Source organism: Nocardia sp. NBC_01377 (genome assembly GCF_045040005.1).
Taxonomy (GTDB): Bacteria; Actinomycetota; Actinomycetes; order Mycobacteriales; family Mycobacteriaceae; genus Nocardia; species Nocardia noduli.
In genome coordinates this window covers 7,701,456-7,722,524 of record NZ_CP109566.1, presented here as the reverse complement: position 1 = coordinate 7,722,524, position 21,069 = coordinate 7,701,456, and the positions used below count along the sequence as shown (strand labels likewise).

The following is a 21,069-nucleotide window of genomic DNA, read 5'->3' as shown; positions in this document are numbered from 1 at the left end:
GATCGGGCGGCTCTAGGCCTCCGAGGCCGCGGCCGCGAACTGGGAGTTGTACAGGCGGTAGTACGCGCCGCGTTCGGCGAGCAGACGCTCGTGGTTGCCGTGTTCGACGATGCGCCCGGATTCCATGACGACGATCAGATCGGCGTCGCGGATGGTCGAGAGCCGGTGCGCGATGACGAAACTGGTGCGGTCGCGGCGCAGCGCCGCGGTCGCGTGCTGTACCAGCAGTTCGGTGCGGGTGTCGACCGAACTCGTCGCCTCGTCCAGGATCAGGATGGACGGTTTGGCGAGGAACGCGCGGGCGATCGTGATCAGCTGCTTCTCACCGGCGCTGACCCCGGAACCCTCCTCATCGATGACGGTGTCGTAACCGTCGGGCAGCGCGTGCACGAACCGGTCGACGTAGGCGGCGCGGGCGGCGGCGAGGATGTCCTCGTCGCTCGCGTCCGGATCGCCGTAGGCGATGTTCTCCCGGATGGTGCCCTTGAACAGCCAGGTGTCCTGCAACACCATGCCGATCCTGGAACGCAGGTGGTCGCGGGTCATCTCGGTGATATCGACATCGTCGATGGTGATAGTGCCCGCGTCGAGTTCGTAGAACCGCATCAGCAGGTTGACCAGCGTGGTCTTACCCGCGCCGGTCGGTCCGACGATGGCGACGACGTGACCGGGTTCGGCCACCAGCGACAGCCGCTCGATCACCGGCTTCTCCGGTTCGTAGCGGAACGACACCGCCTCGAATTCGACCCGGCCCCGATCGACCGGGCGCGCGTTCTCCACCGCCGGATCGGGTGACTGCTCTTCCGCGTCGAGGATTTCGAAGATCCGCTCGGCCGAGGCGACGCCGGATTGCAGCAGGTTGGCCATCGCGCCGATCTGGGTCAACGGCTGACTGAACTGCCTGGAGTACTGGATGAAGGCCTGCACCTCGCCGAGCGAGATATGCCCCGTCGCCACCCGCAGTCCGCCGACCAGCGCGACCAGCACGAAATTGATATTCCCCAGGAACATGATCGCGGGCATGATCAGGCCGGAGATGAACTGCGCCTTGAAACTCGCGTCGTAGAGCTCCCGGTTCCGCTTGTCGAATTCCTCGCCGACCTCGCGGTTGCGGCCGAACGCGGTGACCACCTCGTGCCCGGTGTAGGCCTCCTCGACCTGGGCGTTCACCATGCCGGTGTATTTCCACTGGTTCACGAAATGCGGTTTGGAGCGTTTGGCGATCTGCGCGGTGACCACCACCGCCGCGGGCACCGTAAGCAGGGCGATCACGGCGAGCAGCGGCGAGATCCAGAACATCATGATCAGGATGCCGATCACCGAGAACAGCGACGTCAGCAACTGACTCATGGTCTGCTGCAAGGTCTGCGAGACATTGTCGACGTCGTTGGTGACCCGGCTCAGCACGTCACCGCGCGGCGAGGAATCGAAGTAGCGCAACGGAAGCCGGTGGATCTTGTCCTCGACCTCGCCGCGCAGCCGCTTGACGGTGGTGTTGATGACGATATTGAGCAGATATCCCTGCAACCAGCTGAAGACGGCCGCGCCGATGTAGAGCGCGAGCACCAGCATCAGCACCCGTCCGACGGCGGAGAAGTCCACTCCGACACCGGGAACGACATCCATGGCGCCGAGCATGTCGGCCAGGGTGCCCTCGCCGCGCGCACGCAGCGTTTCGACCACCTCATCCTTGCTCATCCCGGTATACGGGGTGAGTTGTTTGCCGACCAGGCCGTCGAAGACGATATTGGTCGCCTTGCCGAGGATGTAGGGGCCGAGGGTATTGAGCACCACCGAGGCGATCACCAGCGTGACGATCAGTCCGACGTAGAGCTTCTCGGGCGCGAGTCTGCGCAGTAGTCGTTTCAGCGAGGGGCCGAAGGATTTCGGCTTGGCCTCGGGCGCACCGGGCCCGGCACCGGGCCTCATCGAACCTCCTCCGCGCTCAGCTGGGATTCGACGATCTCCCGGTATTCGGGACAGTCACGGAGCAATTGATCGTGCGTGCCGATGCCCGCCATCTCACCGTCCTCGAGAACCACGATCCGGTCGGCATCGCGGATGGTCGAAATTCGTTGCGCCACGATGATCACCGAGGCGTCTTCGGTTTCCGGCCGCAACGCCTCGCGCAGCCTGGCATCGGTCGCCACGTCGAGCGCGGAGAACGAGTCGTCGAACAGGTAGATCCGCGGCCTGCGCACCAGCGCCCGCGCGATGGCCAGACGCTGACGCTGTCCACCCGAGACGGTGGTGCCGCCCTGGGCGACCGGGGTGTCGAGGCCCTGCGGCATCTCGCGGACGAAATCGGCGGCCTGCGCGATCTCGAGCGCGCGCCACAGTTCGTCGTCGGTGGCATCGGGTTTGCCGTAACGCAGATTGGTCGCCACCGTGCCGGAGAACAGGTAGGCCTTCTGCGGAACGAGGCCGATCTGGTTGCGCAGCAGTTCGAGATCCGCCTGCCGCACGTCGGTGCCGCCGATGATCACCGAGCCGTCGGTGACGTCGACGAGTCGCGGAATCAGATTGAGCAGCGTGGTCTTGCCCGCACCCGTCGATCCGACGATCGCGGTGGTCCTACCCGGCTCCACCCGGAACGAGATGCCCGTCAGCACCGGTTTCTCCGCGCCGGGGAAACTGAATTCGGCGGCGGCGAATTCGATCGAGCCGGGATCGGCCGCGAACGGTTGCGGCTTCGACGGCGGCACCACCGAGGTCTCCGTCTCCAGCACCTCGCCGAGCCGGTCGGCCGAAACCGCCGCGCGCGGGGCCATCATGGCCAGGAACGAGGCCATCATGACGGCCATCAGGATCTGCATGATGTAGGACAGCATCGCGGTGAGCGAACCGATCTGCATGGTGCCGTCATCGATCAGGTGACCGCCGAACCAGATCACCCCGACCGCCGTCACATTGCTGATCAGCATGACCGTGGGGAACATCAGCGCCATCAACCGGCCCACCCGCAGCGATGTCTCGGTGAGATCGCTGTTGGCCACCCCGAAGCGCCAGGTCTCCTGCCGTTCCCTGACGAAGGCGCGAACCACCCTGATACCGGTGATCTGCTCGCGCAGCACCCGGTTCACCTCGTCGATGCGGAACTGCATCTCGCGGAAGCCCGGCACCATCCTGGCGACGATGAAACCCATCGAGAGTCCGAGCGCGGGAACGGCTATCAGCAGCAGCCACGACAGATCGAAATCCTCGCGAAGCGCCATGAAGATACCGCCGACGCACATGATCGGCGCCATCACCAGAATCGTGGCCGACATGACGATCAGCAGCTGAACCTGCTGAATATCGTTGGTATTGCGGGTGATCAGCGACGGTGCGCCGAACATTCCGACCTCGCGGGCGGAGAAGGTGCCGACTCGGTGCAGCAGGGCGCCGCGCAGGTCGCGGCCCGCGCCCATCGCGGCCTGCGCACCCAGGTACACCGAGAACGCCGACGCCACGATCTGCACCGCGCTGACCGCGAGCATCCAGAGGCCGGTCGTCCAGATGTAGCCGATATCACCTTTGGTGACGCCGCCGTCGATGAGATCGGCGTTGAGGCTCGGCAGGAAAAGCATCGCGATCACCGAGACCAGTTGCAGGACCACGACCCCGGCCAGCTGAGCGCGATAGGGATTCAGATATGTACGAAGCACGCTGATCAACATGATGAAGGCAGGCTACCGGGTGTGGGTGAAATACGTCTCGAACTTTCCTGACCAGCGTCGATGTCCGATTTCGGAGGATTCACCACCGCTCACCGTCGCGCCCAGGCACCCGAGTCCTCGGTGAGCGCGTCGACGAACGCGGGCAGTTCGTCGAGGGCGATCTCCGCGATCGAGACGTTCTCAAGCACCGAGCGGATATTGACGCGCAGCGCGATCCACACCCGCTGCAACGGCCGCGCCGCTCCCCCGTATTCGACATCCTCGGGCCGCTGTCCGCGCACCGAGGCCAGCGGACCTTCGATCGCCCGGATGACATCGGCGATCGAGATCTGCGCGGCGGGCCTGGCCAGCCAGTAGCCGCCGTCCGGACCGCGCCTGCTGATCACCAGTTCGGCCCTGCGCAGTTCACCGAGAATCGTTTCGAGCACCTTGGGCGGGATCCGCTGCGCGGACGCGATGGCGTCGGCCTTGAGCGCCACATTGCCGCTGCGCTGTGCCGCACGGGCGATTTCGAGCAGGGTTCGCACCGCGTAGTCGATCTTCGCGGTGATGTGCACGGGATTACTCCTGGACGCTGAGCGGTCGTCGAAAACGGTCCGGCCGGACGATCCGCTCGAATCTACGCCGAACCGTCCCAGCTGCGGGCATGCGGACGCTACCCAGATCCGACGCCGGTCAACACCGAGGTCGCCGCGTCGAGCAGGGTGGCGCCGACGGTGGCGTCGTCCGCGGCGGGTACGAATTCCTTCGACGTCAGCGCCACCCCGAGTACCTCGAGCGCGGCACAGGCCCGCAATTGCATCTCGGGAGTCGCGGCCGGTCCGGCCAGCCAGGTGCGCAGTATCCGGTTGGCGTTCATCAGATCCGGATACCGGTCGGCCATCGCGTTGAAGATCGCCACGGTGTCGCGAATACACAGCGCCCCGGCGTCGCGATTGCGGATCATCCCGCGCAGGTAGGTGCGAAGGACCGCGCGAATCCCCTCGGCATCGTGCGGTACCGCGTCTATGTCCTCCACCACATCCCGCATGTGGTCGATGATCGGATCGATGATCGAGAGGAGTAGGTCAAGTTTCGACGGGTAGTGGTAATAGAGCGAAGCCTTTGTGATTCCTACCGCATCTGCGACCTCGCGAAGGCTGGTCTGCTCGAAACCTTTACTGCCGAAAAGCTTCACCGCGGCATCGCGAATCGCCACTTTGGTACTTCTACCAGCGACGATGCTTTCCGATACTGCACGGACGACCATCCGATGATCCTCTCACCACTACTGCGGGCAGCCAACGGCCCCACTGAAATCGAGGTTGTATCTCCGCTTAGCCGATGGGTAGTCTACCTACCGCACGGTAGGCAGGAAGCGTCACATTGGAAGCGGGGACGACCAAGGCCCCGCGAGTGCTGTCTACGCGCCACGATCCAGCACGTCCCAGTCACCGCTAGGAGTTCACTCGTGTCCGTATACCTCTATAGATGGGGAAAGCTCGCTTTCCGCCGGAAATGGATAGTGCTACCGGTCTGGCTTGTGCTGTTCGTTCTGATCGGTGGCCTGGGCTCGCAGCTCAGCAAGCCGATGACGAACGACTTCAGTATGCCCGCCCTTCCGTCGGAGCGCGCCAACGAGATTCTCGACAAACACTTCCCCGGCGCCTCGGAAGCGTTCAAGTTCGATGCCGTCACCGGCACGTATGTGATCGCCGCGCCCGAGGGCCAGAAACTGACCGACCCGGCGAACCGTGCGGCGCTCGATGCGTTCATCGCCAAACTCGGTCAGCTCGATATCGTGGATCACGCGAAACCGCTGACCAACCCGGTCGAGACCGCCGACAAGATGGGCTGTCTGACCAATCCGGATCCGTCGCAGTGCAGTGGCGCACCGCTCAACGTGCTCAACAAGACCGAACCGGCGTCCGTGGCCTTCATGAGCGTGCCGTTCACCATCCCCACCTTCACCGATATCACCGACGAGCAGCGTGAGGCCGCCTACGACGTCGCCGCCGACGCGCGCAACGCCGGACTCACCGTCGAGATGAGCGGCTCGATCGCCCAGACCAACGAGGGTCCGACCGGCAAGGCCGAGATGATCGGCATGGGCGTCGCGCTGATCGTCATGATCATCGCCTTCGGCGCGATCGTGGCCGCGTTCATCCCGATCGTCACCGCGATCGTCGGTCTCGGCGCCGCCATGTCGCTGATCATGCTCGGTACCTCGATCACCGATGTGCCCAGTTTCACGACGTTCCTGGCCTCGATGATCGGTATCGCGCTCTCGATCGACTACGCGCTGTTCATCGTCTCGCGCTACAAACACGAACTCGCCGTGCAGGATTCACCGGAGGAAGCGGCGGGTATCGCGCTCGGCACCGCCGGTTCCGCGGTGGTGTTCGCCGGTCTGACCGTCATCATCGCGCTCGCCGGACTCGGCATCATCGGCGTGCGGTTCATGACGTTCATGGGGCTCGGTGGCGCCCTCGCCGCCGCGCTCGCGGTGCTCGCGGCCATCACCCTGATGCCCGCGCTGCTCGGCGCGTTCGGCCGGTTCCTGTTCACGCCGAAGTTGCCGCTGGTCGCCCAGCACGATCCCGAGGACGACACGCAGGTCACCAACGGCATGCGCCTGGGTCGCCTGATCGGCAAGGCCCCGTGGGCCGCGCTGATCCTGAGCGTCGCGGTACTCGGCGCGCTCGCCGCGCCCGCCGCGGGTCTGAACCTGGGTCTGCCCGGTGAGGACAGCCAGCCGAAGACGACCACCATCCGCAAGGCCTACGAACTTCGCACCGAGGGGTTCGGCGAAGGCAGCAACGGTGTGCTCAATATCGCCGCCGACCTCAGCGGTGTCCCCGCGGACAAGCGCGAAGAGGCAGTCGAGGCGCTGCGGAGCAAACTGGCCTCGTATCCGAATATGGATTACGTGACCGCGCCGCAGTGGAGCGAGGACAAGCAGGGCGCACTGCTCGACGGCGTGCCCAAATTCGGTCCGAACAACCAGGACACCAAGGATCTGGTGTCCGACGCCAGGGACGCGGAGGCCGAATTCGAGGCCACCTACGGCATGGCGTACGGCGTCACCGGCAGCACCGCCATCGCGGCAGATATCGACCACGTGCTGCTCAGCAAGATAGCGCCCTACCTCGCGATCGTCGCGGGCGCGGCGTTCGTCCTGCTGATCCTGGTGTTCCGCTCGATTCTGGTACCGCTGACCGCGGCGCTGGGCTTCCTGCTGTCCATGGCCGCCACCTTCGGAGCGACCGTGCTCATCTTCCAGGAGGGCGCGCTCGGACTCATCGATGATCCACGTCCGCTGATCAGCTTCCTCCCGATCATGTTGATCGGTCTGGTCTTCGGCCTCGCGATGGACTACCAGGTCTTCCTGGTCACCCGCATGCGCGAGGAATACGTGCACGGCAAGTCCGCGAAGGACGCGATGGTCTCCGGCTACCACCACGGCGCCAGGGTCGTCACGTCGGCCGCGATCATCATGATCTCCGTCTTCGCGTCCTTCCTGCTGGAATCGGACGCGATCGCCAAGCAGATGGGTTTCGCGCTCGCTGTCGGCGTGCTGCTCGACGCCTTCCTCGTCCGCATGGTGCTGATCCCCGCGCTCTTGACCATCATGGGCAAGTGGTCGTGGTGGATGCCGAAGTGGCTGGATCGGATCGTGCCCGAGATCGACGTCGAGGGCTCGAAACTGATCGAACTCCAGAAGAAGACGGTGGACATCACCAAGGAACCCGTCCGTGTGAGCTGATCACGCGCTCGGTCGACGACCCTTCGGCCCCGTACCCCTTCCCGGGGTACGGGGCCGAAGTCGTATCGGCATGTGATCTTGAACTCGAGCCCGGCGCGCAGCAGACTCGGGAGTAGTTCGACTCTTCAGCTCGGTGCTTCGCCGATGCACGGCGGTCGGCGGAGAAATTCGTGATCCGGATCGACCCCCGACCATCGCGAGGAGAACGCTGTGTCCGTCTATCTGTATTGGTGGGGAAGGTTCGCCTTCCGGCACAAGTGGATCGTGCTGCCGATCTGGGCGGTGCTCTTCGTCGTCCTCGGCGTGCTCGGCACCCAGCTGAAACAACCGATGACCGATGACTTCAGCCTGCCGAACCTGCCCTCCGAACGGGCGACCGAAATCCTCGACGAACATTTCCCCGGCATGTCCGAGGCATTCGAATTCGACGCGGTCACCGGCACTTACGTCGTCGGCGCACCCGAGGGCGAGCAACTCACCGACCCGGCCAACCGGGCCGCGGTGGCCGCGCTGATCGGGCAGATCGATCAACTCGGCATCGTCGATCACAGCACGCCGATCATCGACCCGATCACCGCGACCGAGGAGATGGGCTGCCTGGTCCCGAATCCCGATCCGAGCACGTGCGGCGGCGCACCGCTGAACGTGCTCAACAAGACCGAACCGCAGACCGTCGCCTATTTCAGCGTGCCGTTCACCATCGCGAACTTCAGCGATATCACCGCCGAGGATCGTCACGCCGCCTACGACGTCGCCACGCCCACCCGCGACGCCGGGCTCACCGTGGAGATGAGCGGCACCATCGCGATGGCTCAGGAGGGGCCGAGCGGACAGTCGGAGATGATCGGCATGGCGGTCGCGCTGGTCGTGATGATCGTGGCGTTCGGCGCGATCGTCGCCGCGTTCGTCCCGATCGTCACCGCGCTCGTCGGCCTCAGCGCGGCGACCTCGCTGATCTTCCTCGGCACCTCGTTCCTCTCGATCCCGAGTTTCACCACCTTCCTCGCCACCATGATCGGCATCGCGCTCTCGATCGACTACGCGCTGTTCATCGTCTCGCGCTACAAACACGAACTCGCGGTGCGGGAACTACCGGAAGAGGCGGCGGGCACCGCGCTCGGCACCGCCGGTTCCGCGGTGGTGTTCGCCGGTCTGACCGTCATCATCGCGCTGGTCGGTCTGGCCGTGGTCGGCGTGCGGTTCCTGACGTTCATGGGTTTGGGCGGCGCGGTCGCCGCCGCGTTCGCCGTCCTCACCGCGATCACCCTGATGCCCGCGCTGCTCGGCGCGTTCGGCCGGTTCCTGTTCACACCGAAACTGCCGATCGTCGCCAAGCACGATCCCGAGGACGACGACCAGGTCACCAACGGTATGCGGGTCGCGCGGTTCATCGGCCGGTTCCCGGTGCTGACGCTGGTGCTGAGCATCGTGGTACTCGGCCTGCTCGCCGCGCCCGCGGTGAATCTCAACCTCGGTCTGCCGGGCGAGGACAGCATGCCCAAGACCTCCACGGTGCGTAAGGCCTACGAATTACGCACCGAGGGTTTCGGCGAGGGCAGCAACGGCGTCCTCCAGATCGCGGTGGATCTGAGCGATGTCGCGCCGGAAGCCAGACCGGAAGCGCTTGCGGCACTGCGCGATACCCTCGCGTCCTATTCGGGCATGGAATACGTGACGCAACCGACGACGAGTCAGAACGGGCAGGGCGCGCTACTCGACGGAGTGCCGATGGCCGGGCCCAACAACCAGGAGACCAAGGATCTGGTGCGCGACGCCCGCGACGCCGAGAATCGACTGCGTGACCGGTACGGCATGACCTACGGCATCACCGGCACCACCGCCATCTACGCCGACATCGACCACGTGCTGCTCAGCAAGATCGTCCCCTACCTGGCGATCGTCGCGGGCGCGGCGTTCGTCCTGCTGATCCTCGTATTCCGGTCCATCCTGGTGCCACTGACGGCGGCGCTGGGCTTCCTGCTGTCCATGGCGGCCACCTTCGGCGCGACCGTGCTCATCTTCCAGGACGGCGCGCTCGGGCTGATCGAGGACGAACACGCGATCGTCAGCTTCCTGCCGATCATGTTGATCGGCTTGGTGTTCGGACTCGCCATGGACTACCAGGTATTCCTGGTGACCCGCATGCGCGAGGAATACGTGCACGGCAAACCGCCGAGGCAGGCCATGATCTCCGGCTACCACCACGGGGCGAGGGTCGTCACCTCGGCCGCGATCATCATGATCTCGGTCTTCGGTTCCTTCATCCTCGAAACCGACGCCACCGCCAAGCAGATGGGTTTCGCCCTGGCGGCCGGCGTGCTGCTGGACGCCTTCCTCGTCCGGATGGTGCTGATCCCCTCGCTGCTCGCGCTGATGGGCACGTGGTCGTGGTGGATGCCGCGATGGCTGGACCGGATCGTTCCCGACATCGACGTGGAGGGCGCGAAACTGCACGCCCTGCGGACCGATTCGACGGTCACCGAATCCACGTCGGCCTGATCGCGGCCGGACGACGGACGCAAAGTTCTAGTCGCTGGGTTGCGGCAGATCGCCGCATTCGGAGAGTTTCGGATTCAGGCCCACGTAGTTGAGTGGACCCGCGGCGGCCGTGAGCGCGATGGTGCCGAAACCCGCGCAGTTGATCGGGCCGATGACGAAGTAGTTCCGCTGGCCGGCGGCGATCATGCCGATGGCCAACCAGATCAGGACCAGGAGGCTCCCGACTCGCATGCCGAACTCGTGGGACGGTCGGCCGTAGGTCGCACGCTCGCGCATAGTCATCGCATCCTTCCGCACTCGCGTAAGGGCCGGAAACTCGTACAACCCTCCGCTATCTGCTTTCATGCCCCACGAAGCACCCCTTCACCGCTACAGCAATATTTTCGGTGGGTTCTGGTAATTTCGTGGCATCTTTTTCATGCTCGGGGGCATATGCAATGTTTCTTGTGAAACATCGCTCTACGCTGCGCGGTAACTCAAATTGTCCGGCCCGAATCGGCTCCCGGCACTTTTCGGAGCGCGATCGGTATATAAGATCATCCGGTTCGCAAACACATCGCGATCTCACCGCAACCTATCGACCGACGGAATGTGCATCCGTCCAGCAAATCCAGTTCGCTTCCGCGGCAACGACACCCGCGCCGTCCCAGCCTGCACGTTTCCCCGGACACGAGAACGGGCCGGATGCTCGCGCACCCGGCCCGTTCTCCGATCCACTACGGACTCGGCTGCGGCACGTTACAGTCATCGACCTTCGGATTCACCCCCATGTAGTTCAGGGGCCCGGCGATGGTGGTCACCACGATGGTGCCGAAACCTGCGCAGTTCACCGGCCCACTGTCGAAGTAATCGCGCTGCGCCGCGGCGATGACGCCGATGAGCAACCAGACAAGGACAATCAGTCCACCGATTCTCGAATAACTGTCACGCATTGTTCCAACGCGGCTCCGTCGGTGACGCCTCGAACGTCACACCTGTCCGCGCTCCTTACTCCCGCGCATACCCCGTTCCGGACAAAACATCCGCGGGAACATCGCATTCGTTTCGTTCGTTCAGCGGGGGTGACAGGACTGCTGGCGTGGATGATCCCCGGCTGGGTGCTGCTGCTGGTAGCGGTGGCCGTCTTCGAGACCCTCACGCGCAAGCGACGCCGACGCCACACCCCCATCGCCGCCACCTTCACCGACGAATTCACCGCGCTGTTCTACCCGACCAAACGCATGGAACTCGACCACCGCGAATCCATTTCGATGCTCCGCGACGATCACACCCGGGCGGCCCCACCTCCGGTCACGGTGGATCTCACCCGCAGCATCGTCACCCTGGAGCCGACCTCTGCCGACGCCTCGCACATGATGCGGCAGAGCCGAGTCGATCCGGCCGCACCACCCATGTAGCCCGAGCGAGCAGCGGGTTACGCGGCACCTGCGGTGTCGTCCGGAACGGCAGCATCGGTGACGCCGGGCGGCAACCACGGCCGTCGCGGGATAGCCACGGGCCGCCGCCAGCCGATACGACAGCTGCACGTACTGCTTCAAGGCATTCGCGAACTCGCTGTAGGCGGCCAGCCGTCTGTCGTCCCACCGCGTGCCTTGACTACGTCGCCACTTCGCCCGTTCGGTGAACGTCGTCGCGGCGAAGGTCGAACCCGCGCCGAGGACCACCGCTGCGAGCGTAAGCAACTGCTGTACAACCGGATTCACCATTCGATTCCGCGGCAACGAGAGCCTGCCCACCGCATGATCGCAATAAATAAAAAAGCCCCCCACCTGCCGAAACAGGTGTGGGGCTCTGGCGGTGGCGGAGGGATTTGAACCCTCGGAGGGGGGTTACCCCTCACACGCTTTCGAGGCGTGCTCCTTAGGCCGCTCGGACACGCCACCGCCGAGAACAATACCGGAAGGGGGCTGGATCGCTAAATCGCCTGGAACGGGGTGGTCAGCGGCGCTGCTGGAAGAAGGTGTCGAGGAGGGCGGCGCATTCGGGTTCGAGGATTCCGCCCCTGACGTCGGGGCGGTGATTGAGGCGACGGTCACGCACGACGTCCCACAGCGAGCCGACCGCGCCGGTCTTGGGCTCCCAGGCGCCGAAGACGACCCGGCCGACGCGGGCGAGGACCAGGGCGCCCGCGCACATCGTGCATGGTTCGAGGGTGACGGCCAGGGTCGCGCCCTCCAGCCGCCAACTGTCGCCGAAGACGGCGGCCGCGCGGCGCAGCGCCAGTACCTCGGCGTGGGCGGTGGGGTCGCCGAGCGCTTCGCGCGCGTTCGCGGCGCGCGCGAGTTCGCGGCCTTCCGCGTCGAAGACGACCGCGCCCACCGGGACATCGCGAGGGTCGGCCGCCGCCGCGGCCGCGATGGCGGCACGGACCATCGCGGTATCCGAAATGATCGGGTTCTGCGGCAGATTCACGTCACCGAGGCAGTTTGTCCAGCACCGCGGATAGTTCGTTGGCGAAACCGAGTCGCTGGGCGATCATGCCGAGCTGTTCGTCCGGGTACAGGTCGGTCTCGGCGAGGATGACGCTCAGCACCGGCTCGGGCAGGCCGAGATCGGCGAGCACACCGAGGTCGCCTTCTTCCCAGGGTTCGATATCGTCGAGTTCATCCGGTTCGATATCGGGAATCTCGACATTGAGCGCTTCGAGGATGTCGGCGGCGATGTCGTATTCGATCGCCGCGGTGGCATCCGATACCAGCAGCCTGGTTCCGCTCGGCGCCGGACGCAGGACGACGAAGAATTCGTCGTCGATGTCCAGCAAGCCGAACACCGCGCCCGAGCTGCGCAATGCTTTGAGTTCGTCCTCCGCCACGGACAAATTGGTGAGCGCTTCCGAGCTCAGCGGACTACACCGCCATTTGCCGTCTTCGCGGACCACCGCCACTGCGAACCCTTCCACGTCGTCGTAATCTTCCGACGTCGCCCTGTTAGTGCCCGAGCGCTGTGCTGCCATGGCCGCAACGGTAGTCTGCCTGACCCGAAATGTTGAAGTCGTATGCCAATCTGTTCCGGTGACTTCCGACCAGAAAGCGCCGGTTTGCGTCCTCGGAGCAGGTTTGATCGGCGGTTCGCTGTTGCGGGCCGCCGCCGACGCCGGATATCGAGCCTGGGGATACAACCGATCCGAGGCCGGAGTCACGGCCGCGGTCGCCGACGGTTTCGACGTCTCCGGTGATCTGCCCGCCACCTTGACCCGTGCCGCCGAGGCGGACGCGCTGATCGTCATCGCGGTCCCGATGCCCGCGGTGGACCACCTGCTCGGGGCGATCACCACTTTCGCGCCGGACTGCGCGCTCACCGATGTCGTCAGCGTGAAGGGGCCGGTGGCCGACGCGGTGCGCGCGCACGGTCTCTCCCGCCGCTACGTCGGCGGGCACCCCATGGCAGGCACTTCCGAATCCGGCTGGGCCGCGACGGATTCCGACCTGTTCGAGGCCGCCGTGTGGGCGGTCGGGGTCGATCCGGGCACGCACGCGCTGACGTGGACGCGGGTGACCCGACTGGCGCTGGACTGCGGCGCGGTGGTGGTGCCGGTGACATCCGAGGACCACGACCGCGCGGTCGCCAGGATCTCGCACCTGCCGCACGTCCTGGCCGAGGCGCTCGCGGTCGCGGGCGCGAGCGGCGGATCGCTCGCGCTCGGCTTGGCCGCCGGATCCTTCCGCGACGGCACGCGGGTCGCGGCCACCGCGCCCGACCTGGTCCGGGCGATCTGCGAGCCGAATCGCGACGCCCTGTTGAGCGTGCTCGACGACACGCTCACGGTGCTCGGCGCGGCCCGCGACAGTCTGCGCGCCGACGGCTCGCTGGCCGATCTGATCGCGGCCGGACACGACGGCCGCACGGCCTACGAGGACAACCAACGCTGGGAGATCACCGATATCCGCCCCGGCGACCACGACTGGCTGGAACGGATGCGCGAGGCGGGCAGGCGCGGCGGGGTGTACACCGCGCGGGCGTGAACCCGGCTCAGATGCGTTCGGCGAGGCCGGGATAGTCGAGCAGGAACCCTTCCGCGTCCACGGTGACGGTCGCGCTCGATACCGGCGACAGCACGCTGATGCCGTCGACTCCACTGCTGTAGGTGAGACTCGCCTCCTGCACGAGCAGGTCGGGCAGCCGCACATAGACGACGGGAACCTGCACGTCGTCGGCCCGGTGTTGCAGGCCGAACCGACGAATCGGGAGGGTGTTGAAGAACGGGCTGAGCACGACGTCGACGTCGAGCGCACCGGCGAAGGTCGAGCGCACATGGCTGCCGCCCGCGTCGACGAGCCAGTAGCTCTCCTCGTCCCGGGCGATCGACGCGTGCCGTTCCCCGGCCGCGGTGGTGGTGCGGAGGGATAGTCGCTTGGTGGCGCCGTTCTCGTCGGTGACCAGGTCGTAGGACGCACTGAACGCGGGATGATCCGCGCAATCGCCGCCTATCATTCGGCCGGCGGCGCGGATGCGATTGCCGTTCATGGTCACGCGCACCGACTCCATCCGCGTGGCATTGTGGGACCGCCACGTGAGAATCGCCGGCCACCGGGATGCGCTCTCGGAGCCAGGGGCTGGATTGGTCACCTATCTACCGTAAGCGACAAACCCCCGGCAACCGCATCACACCGGCGTCTGCCCTCGTCACACCGCGAATCTCGGCCGCCTTTCTGCCGCGTGGATCACAGCTCGACACGTCACACCAGCGACTCCCGCCACGCCGCGTGCAGCCCGGCGAACCGGCCGTCGCCCGCGATGAGCTGCGCCGGTGCGCCGTCCTCGACGATCCTGCCCTGTTCGAGAACGAGCACCCGGTCGGCGATGGCGACGGTCGAGAGCCGGTGGGCGATGATGACGGCGGTGCGTTCGCGCAGCACCGTCTCCAACGCCTGCTGCACCTGACGCTCACCCGGGATATCCAGGCTGGAGGTGGCCTCGTCGAGCACGATCACGGCGGGGTCGGCCAGGAAGACCCTGGCGAAGGCGACGAGCTGGCGCTGCCCCGCGGAGAGCCTGCCGCCGCGTTTGCGCACATCGGTGTCGAAACCGTCGGGCAGGGCCGCGACGAAATCGTGCAGCCCGACCGCGCGGGCCGCCGCGTACACCTGCTCGTCGGTGGCGTCCGGCCTGCCGAGCCGAATGTTGTCGGCCACCGATCCGGAGAACAGATAGGCCTCCTGCGTCACCATGACCACGTGCCGTCGCAGATCCGCGTCGGAGAGCGCGCGCAGGTCGACACCGTCGAGGGTGACCGTGCCGCCGGACGGATCGTAGAACCGCGTCAGCAGTTTCGCGAGCGTCGATTTCCCCGCGCCGGTCGCGCCGACCAGGGCGATCACCTGGCCCGCCGGAATATCGAGTGAGAATTCCGGGAGCACCGCGCGCACCCGCCCGCCGCGGTCGCGGTCCGGTTCCGCGCCGGGCAGCGTCCCGTAGCCGAACCAGACGTGATCCATCCGCACCGCGCCCGCCGCCTGCGCCAGCGGTGTCGGATCGGCGGGTTCTGGCACCGAAGGACGTTCCTCCAGCACCCCGGAGATCTTCTCCAGCGCGGCGGCGGCGGACTGGTAGGAGTTGAAGACCTGCGCGAGTTCGTCCAGCGGACCGTAGAACTCGTTGAGGTAGAGCAGGTAGGCCGCGAGCACACCGACCGCGAGATTGCCCTCGATCACCTGCCAGGCGCCGACCACGATGACGATCACCGTCGTCAGATTGCCGAGCAGCCTGGTGAGTCCGGCGTAATCGCCCATGCCGCGCATGGCGACGATGGTCGACGACGCGAATTCCCCGTCCTCGACGGCGAGAACCGATTCGTTGCGCTGTTCGCGCCGGAACGTCTGCACCGCGCGCATACCGCCCATCGATTCGACGAACTGCACGACGACCCTGGCGATGGCGACACGCGTGCGCCGGTATCCGGCCCGCTGCCTGCGCTGCGCCCAGCGGGTGACCAGCGCGAGCGGTACGAAGCCGACGAGCACGATCGCGGCGAGCAACTGGTCCAGGTAGATCAGGATGGCGGCGATCGTGATCACCGAGAGGATCGCGCTCAACGCCTGGTCGAGCGCGCCTTTCAACAATTCCTGGAGGGTTTCGATATCGCCGGTCAGGCGGGTGACCACCTTGCCCGAGGTGTACTTCTCGTGGAAGGACACGCTCAACCGCTGGGTGTGCGCGAACAGCCGCACCCGCAGATCGAAAAGCACGCTCTGGCTCAGCCGCCCCGAGACGCGGAGGAAGAAATACGTGGTGAGCACGCCGACGCCGACCGTGGACAGATAGCCGGTCACCGTCCACGCCAGCGGCGCCCAGTCACCTTCGGCTCCCCGGGCGATTCCGGTGTCCAGACCGTGCGCGATGAACAGCGGCGCCGAGACCATGGCCGCGTTGTCGACGACGATGAGCGCCAGGGCAAGCACCGCGAGGGAACGGTAGGGGCGCGCCAGACTCATCAGCAGTCGCCGGGATCGTCCGGCCAGCACCAGGTTTCCGGCCTCGGTCATCTCGCGGTCCTCGCCCGCGATCCCCCGCCAGTCGGCGGCGTCGTCCTCGGCCGGATCGCGAGGGGCTTTCCCGTCCTGTCGCGCGGTCTCGCTCGTGCTCACGCGTCCGCCTCCGATCGAGTACTCGACTGCGCGCGGACCGCCGCGTCCACGGGATCGGATGTGCCGCCCATCAATTCCCGGTAGTGGGCGCTGGTGCGCAACAACTGTTCGTGGGTGCCCTCGGCGGTGATGCGACCGGCGGCCAGCACCGCCACCCGATCGGCGAGCGACGCGGTCGACGGACGGTGCGCGACCAGCAGGGTCGTCGCCCCGGCGAGCACGGTGCGCAGCCGTTCCTGCACCCGCTCCTCGGTTTCCACGTCCAATGCCGACAGCGGGTCGTCGAGCACCATGATTCTCGTTCGCTGACTCGCGCTCTCGCTGGTCAGGACCGCGCGGGCCAGGGCGAGGCGCTGACGTTGTCCGCCGGAAAGGCTCAGGCCCTGCTCGCCGATCCTGGTGTCGAGCCCCCACGGCAGGTCGTTCACGAAGTCGGTGGCCTGCGCGACGTCGAGCGCGCGAAGCACATCGGCGTCGGTGGCCTCGGGATCGCCGAGCGCGATATTCTCGCGCACGCTCGCCGAGAACAGCACCGGATCCTCGAACGCGACCGTCACCAGCGAACGCAGATCCGCCAACCGCATCGACGCGACATCGATACCGTCGATGGTGACGGCACCGCTCGACACGTCGTATAAACGCGGAATCAGGTTGAGCAGCGCCGTCTTCCCGCTGCCCGTCGCCCCGACCAGCGCTACCGTCTCACCGGGGCGCACCCGGAGCGTGACATCGCGCAGCACCCGGTCCTCCGGCTCGCGAGCGCCGTCACCGCTGCGCGGAAAGGCGAAACCCACCTTGTCCAGCCGCAATTCACCGGCGACCCGTTCGGGCAGCCGGACCGGATCGACCGGATCGGCGATATCCACCGGCGTATCGATGATCTCCCAGTAGCGATCGGCCGCGGTGCGCGCGTCGTTCAGTTCGGCGAGCAGGAACCCCGTCCAGACGAAGGGCCACTGGAGGAAGGTCGCGAGGGTGATGCCCGCGACCAGGGTGCCCAGAGTCATGGTGCCGTGCGCCACCGCGTACCCGCCGTATCCGAGCGCGAACGCGATGGCCAGCTGCGGCAGGCCGCGCATCGCCGACCACAGCACCGAGTCGAGCCGGACCTTGAGCAGTTCGGTCTGTCGCAGCTTCCGCGACTGAGCGGTGAACCGGGTGCCGAAGTACGCGCCGCGCCCGAACGCCTTGAGCACCCGCACGCCCTGCGCGGATTCCTGCGCCGTCGTCGCCAGGTCACCCGATTGGTCCTGCGAGCGACGCGAAGCCACCTCGTAGCGACGGACGAACCGAAAACAGATGGCGGACACCGGGATCGAGATCAGGGTGAAAATCAGGCCGACCTGCCAGCTCAGCGCGATCAGCGTCAGCAGACCCACCGGGATGACGACGATGTGGATACACATGAACGGCCCGGCGAACGCGACGAAGCGGCGCATCGTGGCCAGATCGTCCACGGCGCGCGAGAGCAATTGCCCGGATTCCCAGGCGTCGTGCCTGCCGATCGCCAAGGACTGCAACTTGCGATAGATCTTGGCGCGCATGGTGATCTCGAATTCGGTGGCGGGCACGGCGATCAGCCATCGCCTGCCCCAGATCCCCACGGCTTCCAGCACACCGAGCACGCCGACCAGCGCGACCGGACCCGCGATGGCGGGGAAATCTCGATGCGCGATCGGCCCGTCGATGATCCGGGCGATCATCAGGGGTATCACGATGGCCGTCAGCGTCGACAGCACCGCGAGCACGGTCGCCCACACCAGAACCGTGCGATGCGGACGCAGATACGGCCAGAAACGCCGCAGTGAGTGCAGGCGGCCCGACGCTGGGACGGCGGGCCGCTCGGGTAAATCGGTGTCCGGTTCAGTGGACTGCAACCGCGTTGCGACAGACAATGGTCCCCCTGCTGATTCCTGGTTCGTCACATGGAAGAACGAGGCGCCCGGCGAAACTCGCACAGGAGCCCGACTTTCCAGGATGGCATCAGCGGCCACACCGACCAAGCGGTTTTGGGTGCATCGGTAACCCGGCGAACAGGCAATACACTGCGAAGGTGCTCATCGTCGCCGGACATCTGAAGGTCATCGACCGTGATCGATATCTCGAGCAATGCCGCGAGGTGGTCGAGCTGGCCCGCACGGCGCCCGGCTGTCTCGACTTCGGCATCGGCCCCGATCTGGTCGACCCGGACCGCGTGAACGTCTTCGAACGTTGGGTCGGCCGGGCCGAGGTCGACGCGTTTCGTGGTGCGGGCACGTCGGGTGATCTGGACGGGCAGATCATCGGCGCGGATGTCAGGGAGTTCACTGCCGACGGAGAGACCCGGCTGTAGATGGCGGTTGCGGAATGGTTGGCACCGGCCGCAGCGGACAGAGTCGACGCGCACCGACAGGATTGCGCATTCTGGCTGAGCGATTGTCCGCCGAGGCCGGTATCGGCGTGACACGAACTCTCGGAGACACAACAGCCCGGTGGGCGGAAGACCCGCTCACCGGGCCGCATGCGAACCCGCTCCCGTGAAATCCCGCGTCGCACAACCGATGCGACGCCGGGAACTACCGCACCCCGGCGCGCTCCACCTCCACCGTGTCGGGAAACGCCTGCTGCTGGTACCCGCCGCGCAGGGTGCCTTCGAGATAGGCGGCCCGGCAGGCGCGTCGCGCTATCTTTCCGCTCGATGTCCGCGGAATCGACCCGGCGGGGACGAGAAGCAGATCGCGCACCGTGACACCGTGACGCTGGGCGATGGCGGCGCGCACGATATCGGCGACCGGCTCGGGATCGATCTTGCCCGCGCCGGTGCCACGTTCGGCGACCACCACCAGTTGTTCGGAGGTGTCCTCGGCGTCGAAGCGCAGGCCCGAATGCGAGCCCTGGGCGAAGACTTCGGCGGGCAGCTGGTTGGCGGGCACCGAGAAGGCGGCGACGAACCCCGGCCGCAGTGCCGAATTCGCCTCCTGCGCCGAGAATTCCAGATCCTGCGGGTAGTGGTTGCGCCCGTCGACGATCACCAGATCCTTCACCCGGCCGGTGATGTAGAGCTCGCCGTCGAGGTAGGCGCCGTAATCGCCGGTGCGCATCCATTTGGCGCCGGGGTCGGTGCCCTCGGCGTGACTGTTCTCGGGCAGCCGGCAGATCAGCGTGTTGTGGAAGGTTTCCGCGCTCTCCTCGGCGCGCCCCCAGTACCCGATGCCCATATTGTCGCCGTGCAGCCAGATCTCCCCGACCGCGCCGTCGGGTTGTTCGGCGCCGTGCTCGGTATCGACGATGACCGCCCACTGCGAGTGCGCCACATATCCGCAGGACACCTGGGCGATGGCGTTCTCGACGCCCTGGTCGACCTCGACCATGCGGCCCGCGTTCAATTCCGCGCGGTCCACGTGGACGACTCGCGCCTCGTCGGAACTCTTCGTGGCGGAGACGAACAGCGTCGCCTCGGCCATGCCGTAGCAGGGTTTGATCGCGCTCCTCGGCAGCCCGTAGGGGGCGAAGGCGTCGTTGAATTTGTTGATCGACGACATCGACACCGGCTCGCTGCCGTTGATCAACCCGATCACATTCGACAGATCGAGTTCGTCGCCGTTCTTCGGGAGCCCACGCGCCGCGGCGTGTTCGAACGCGAAATTGGGTGCGGCGGCGAATGTTCCGGCTCCGTCGGATACCGCGGCCAGTTCCTTGATCCACCGGTAAGGACGCCGGACGAAGGCGCTCGGCGACATGATGGTGATGTAGCCGCCGCCGATGGTCGGCAGGATCACGCACAGCAGTCCCATGTCGTGGAACAGCGGCAACCAGGTGACCCCGCGCGAATTCTCGGTGACACCGATGGCATCGATCATCTGGAGCAGATTGGTGCCGACCGCGCGGTGGGTGATCTCGACACCGGCCGGTGACCGGGTCGATCCCGACGTGTATTGCAGGTAGGCCACGTCATCGATCTTGATATCCGGACGGAACCACTGCGCGCCGACGCTGTCGGGAATCGCGTCGACGGCGATGATGCGCGGACGCTGCGACGCGGGCAGATGCCGGAAGAACTCGCGAACTCCCGCCGCCGCCGTGGAAACGGTCAGGATCGCCGCCGGGGAGCAATCGTCGAGAACGGTGCGCAGCCGATCGGTATGTCCCTGCTCGTCCGGGTCGAACAGCGGGACCGCGATATTGCCCGCGTAGACCGCTGCGAAGATCGAGATGACGTAATCCAGGCCCTGCGGGGCCAGGATCGCCACCCGGTCCCCCGGACTCGTCACCTGTTGCAGCCGAGCCGCCACCGCGCGCAGCCGGATTCCGAACTCTCGCCAGGTCAGATCCTGGTATTCACCGTCGACTTCCCGGGAGTAGTCGATGTAGCGGTACGCGAGACCCTCCCCGTTCTGCGTACTGTGCTTGTCCACGAAATCGATGAGGGTCTGGTCACCCGGAATCTTGATCTTGCCCTTTTGGTCCACGTAATCGTCAAAGGTCTCGCCGATCATTCGCCATATCCTTTATCCAACGCACGCGCGAGGCGTGCAGTGACACCGAACACAGAACGACACTGGAGCGCCGGGAAGATTAGCAGGTCCGAGACCGGCCTTCATAC

At 66.1% G+C, this 21,069-nt stretch carries 17 protein-coding genes and 1 tRNA gene; 5 read left to right on the top strand and 13 right to left on the bottom strand.

Going from position 1 to position 21,069, the window contains the following annotated elements:
* Positions 1–12: 12 nt before the first annotated feature.
* From OG225_RS35550 to OG225_RS35535, 4 genes are all read right to left on the bottom strand, one after another.
* Positions 13–1,929 (bottom strand): ABC transporter ATP-binding protein, encoded by a 1,917-nt coding sequence (locus OG225_RS35550; protein WP_405179123.1) that lies wholly within the window; start codon positions 1,927–1,929, stop codon positions 13–15.
* Positions 1,926–3,659, bottom strand: coding sequence for an ABC transporter ATP-binding protein (locus tag OG225_RS35545; protein WP_405179122.1), 1,734 nt, complete (start codon positions 3,657–3,659; stop codon positions 1,926–1,928). The genes OG225_RS35550 and OG225_RS35545 overlap by 4 nt, the downstream gene beginning before the upstream one ends.
* An 89-nt stretch (positions 3,660–3,748) precedes the next feature.
* Entirely contained in the window at positions 3,749–4,216 is a 468-nt protein-coding gene (locus OG225_RS35540) for an RrF2 family transcriptional regulator (protein WP_405179121.1), read from the bottom strand.
* A 98-nt stretch (positions 4,217–4,314) separates the two neighbouring features.
* A complete protein-coding gene (locus tag OG225_RS35535; RefSeq protein ID WP_405179120.1) occupies positions 4,315–4,857 on the bottom strand; it encodes a TetR/AcrR family transcriptional regulator in 543 nt (180 codons plus the stop codon).
* Between the two features lie 252 nt (positions 4,858–5,109).
* On the opposite strand from OG225_RS35535, the gene OG225_RS35530 reads away from it, so the two are divergent.
* Together OG225_RS35530 and OG225_RS35525 are read left to right on the top strand one after the other, a co-directional pair.
* Positions 5,110–7,404, top strand: coding sequence for an MMPL family transporter (locus OG225_RS35530; protein WP_405179119.1), 2,295 nt, complete (start codon positions 5,110–5,112; stop codon positions 7,402–7,404).
* Positions 7,405–7,614: 210 nt separating this feature from the next.
* Positions 7,615–9,903 carry an MMPL family transporter gene (locus OG225_RS35525; protein ID WP_405179118.1) on the top strand — a complete coding sequence of 763 codons (2,289 nt, stop codon included), beginning with the start codon at positions 7,615–7,617 and terminating at the stop codon, positions 9,901–9,903.
* 27 nt (positions 9,904–9,930) lie between these two features.
* Here the strand turns inward: OG225_RS35525 and OG225_RS35520 are convergent, their stop codons facing one another.
* Complete coding sequence (locus OG225_RS35520; RefSeq protein ID WP_405179117.1) at positions 9,931–10,179, bottom strand: hypothetical protein; 249 nt, start codon at positions 10,177–10,179, stop codon at positions 9,931–9,933.
* Positions 10,180–10,619: 440 nt separating this feature from the next.
* The gene (locus OG225_RS35515; RefSeq protein ID WP_216911278.1) at positions 10,620–10,835 is read right to left on the bottom strand and encodes a hypothetical protein; all 216 of its coding nucleotides are present in this window, start codon (positions 10,833–10,835) and stop codon (positions 10,620–10,622) included.
* A gap of 129 nt (positions 10,836–10,964) precedes the next feature.
* Between OG225_RS35515 and OG225_RS35510 the strand changes: the two genes are divergently transcribed.
* Entirely contained in the window at positions 10,965–11,300 is a 336-nt protein-coding gene (locus tag OG225_RS35510; protein WP_405179116.1) for a DUF6191 domain-containing protein, read from the top strand.
* A gap of 395 nt (positions 11,301–11,695) precedes the next feature.
* Here the strand turns inward: OG225_RS35510 and OG225_RS35505 are convergent.
* The 3 genes from OG225_RS35505 to OG225_RS35495 all read right to left on the bottom strand — a co-directional run bounded on the left by OG225_RS35505 (position 11,696) and on the right by OG225_RS35495 (position 12,856).
* A tRNA-Ser gene (locus OG225_RS35505) sits at positions 11,696–11,786 on the bottom strand.
* 55 nt (positions 11,787–11,841) lie between these two features.
* A complete protein-coding gene (locus tag OG225_RS35500; RefSeq protein WP_254189912.1) occupies positions 11,842–12,276 on the bottom strand; it encodes a nucleoside deaminase in 435 nt (144 codons plus the stop codon).
* Between the two features lie 40 nt (positions 12,277–12,316).
* Positions 12,317–12,856, bottom strand: a complete 540-nt coding sequence (locus tag OG225_RS35495; protein ID WP_216911280.1) for a tRNA adenosine deaminase-associated protein — start codon at positions 12,854–12,856, stop codon at positions 12,317–12,319.
* Between the two features lie 58 nt (positions 12,857–12,914).
* Between OG225_RS35495 and OG225_RS35490 the strand changes: the two genes are divergently transcribed.
* Positions 12,915–13,865, top strand: coding sequence for a prephenate dehydrogenase (locus OG225_RS35490; protein WP_405179115.1), 951 nt, complete (start codon positions 12,915–12,917; stop codon positions 13,863–13,865).
* Positions 13,866–13,872: 7 nt separating this feature from the next.
* Here OG225_RS35490 and OG225_RS35485 read toward each other — a convergent pair whose 3' ends face one another.
* The 3 genes from OG225_RS35485 to OG225_RS35475 all read right to left on the bottom strand — a co-directional run bounded on the left by OG225_RS35485 (position 13,873) and on the right by OG225_RS35475 (position 18,382).
* Positions 13,873–14,469 (bottom strand): putative glycolipid-binding domain-containing protein, encoded by a 597-nt coding sequence (locus tag OG225_RS35485; protein WP_109522806.1) that lies wholly within the window; start codon positions 14,467–14,469, stop codon positions 13,873–13,875.
* A 110-nt stretch (positions 14,470–14,579) separates the two neighbouring features.
* Positions 14,580–16,385, bottom strand: coding sequence for an ABC transporter ATP-binding protein (locus OG225_RS35480; protein ID WP_405183478.1), 1,806 nt, complete (start codon positions 16,383–16,385; stop codon positions 14,580–14,582).
* Positions 16,386–16,483: 98 nt separating this feature from the next.
* A complete protein-coding gene (locus OG225_RS35475) occupies positions 16,484–18,382 on the bottom strand; it encodes an ABC transporter ATP-binding protein (RefSeq protein WP_405179114.1) in 1,899 nt (632 codons plus the stop codon).
* 158 nt (positions 18,383–18,540) lie between these two features.
* On the opposite strand from OG225_RS35475, the gene OG225_RS35470 reads away from it, so the two are divergent.
* A complete protein-coding gene (locus OG225_RS35470; protein ID WP_405179113.1) occupies positions 18,541–18,819 on the top strand; it encodes a putative quinol monooxygenase in 279 nt (92 codons plus the stop codon).
* A gap of 223 nt (positions 18,820–19,042) precedes the next feature.
* Here OG225_RS35470 and fadD32 read toward each other — a convergent pair whose 3' ends face one another.
* Positions 19,043–20,962, bottom strand: a complete 1,920-nt coding sequence (fadD32, locus tag OG225_RS35465) for a long-chain-fatty-acid--AMP ligase FadD32 (protein WP_216911285.1) — start codon at positions 20,960–20,962, stop codon at positions 19,043–19,045.
* Positions 20,963–21,069 lie beyond the last annotated feature (107 nt).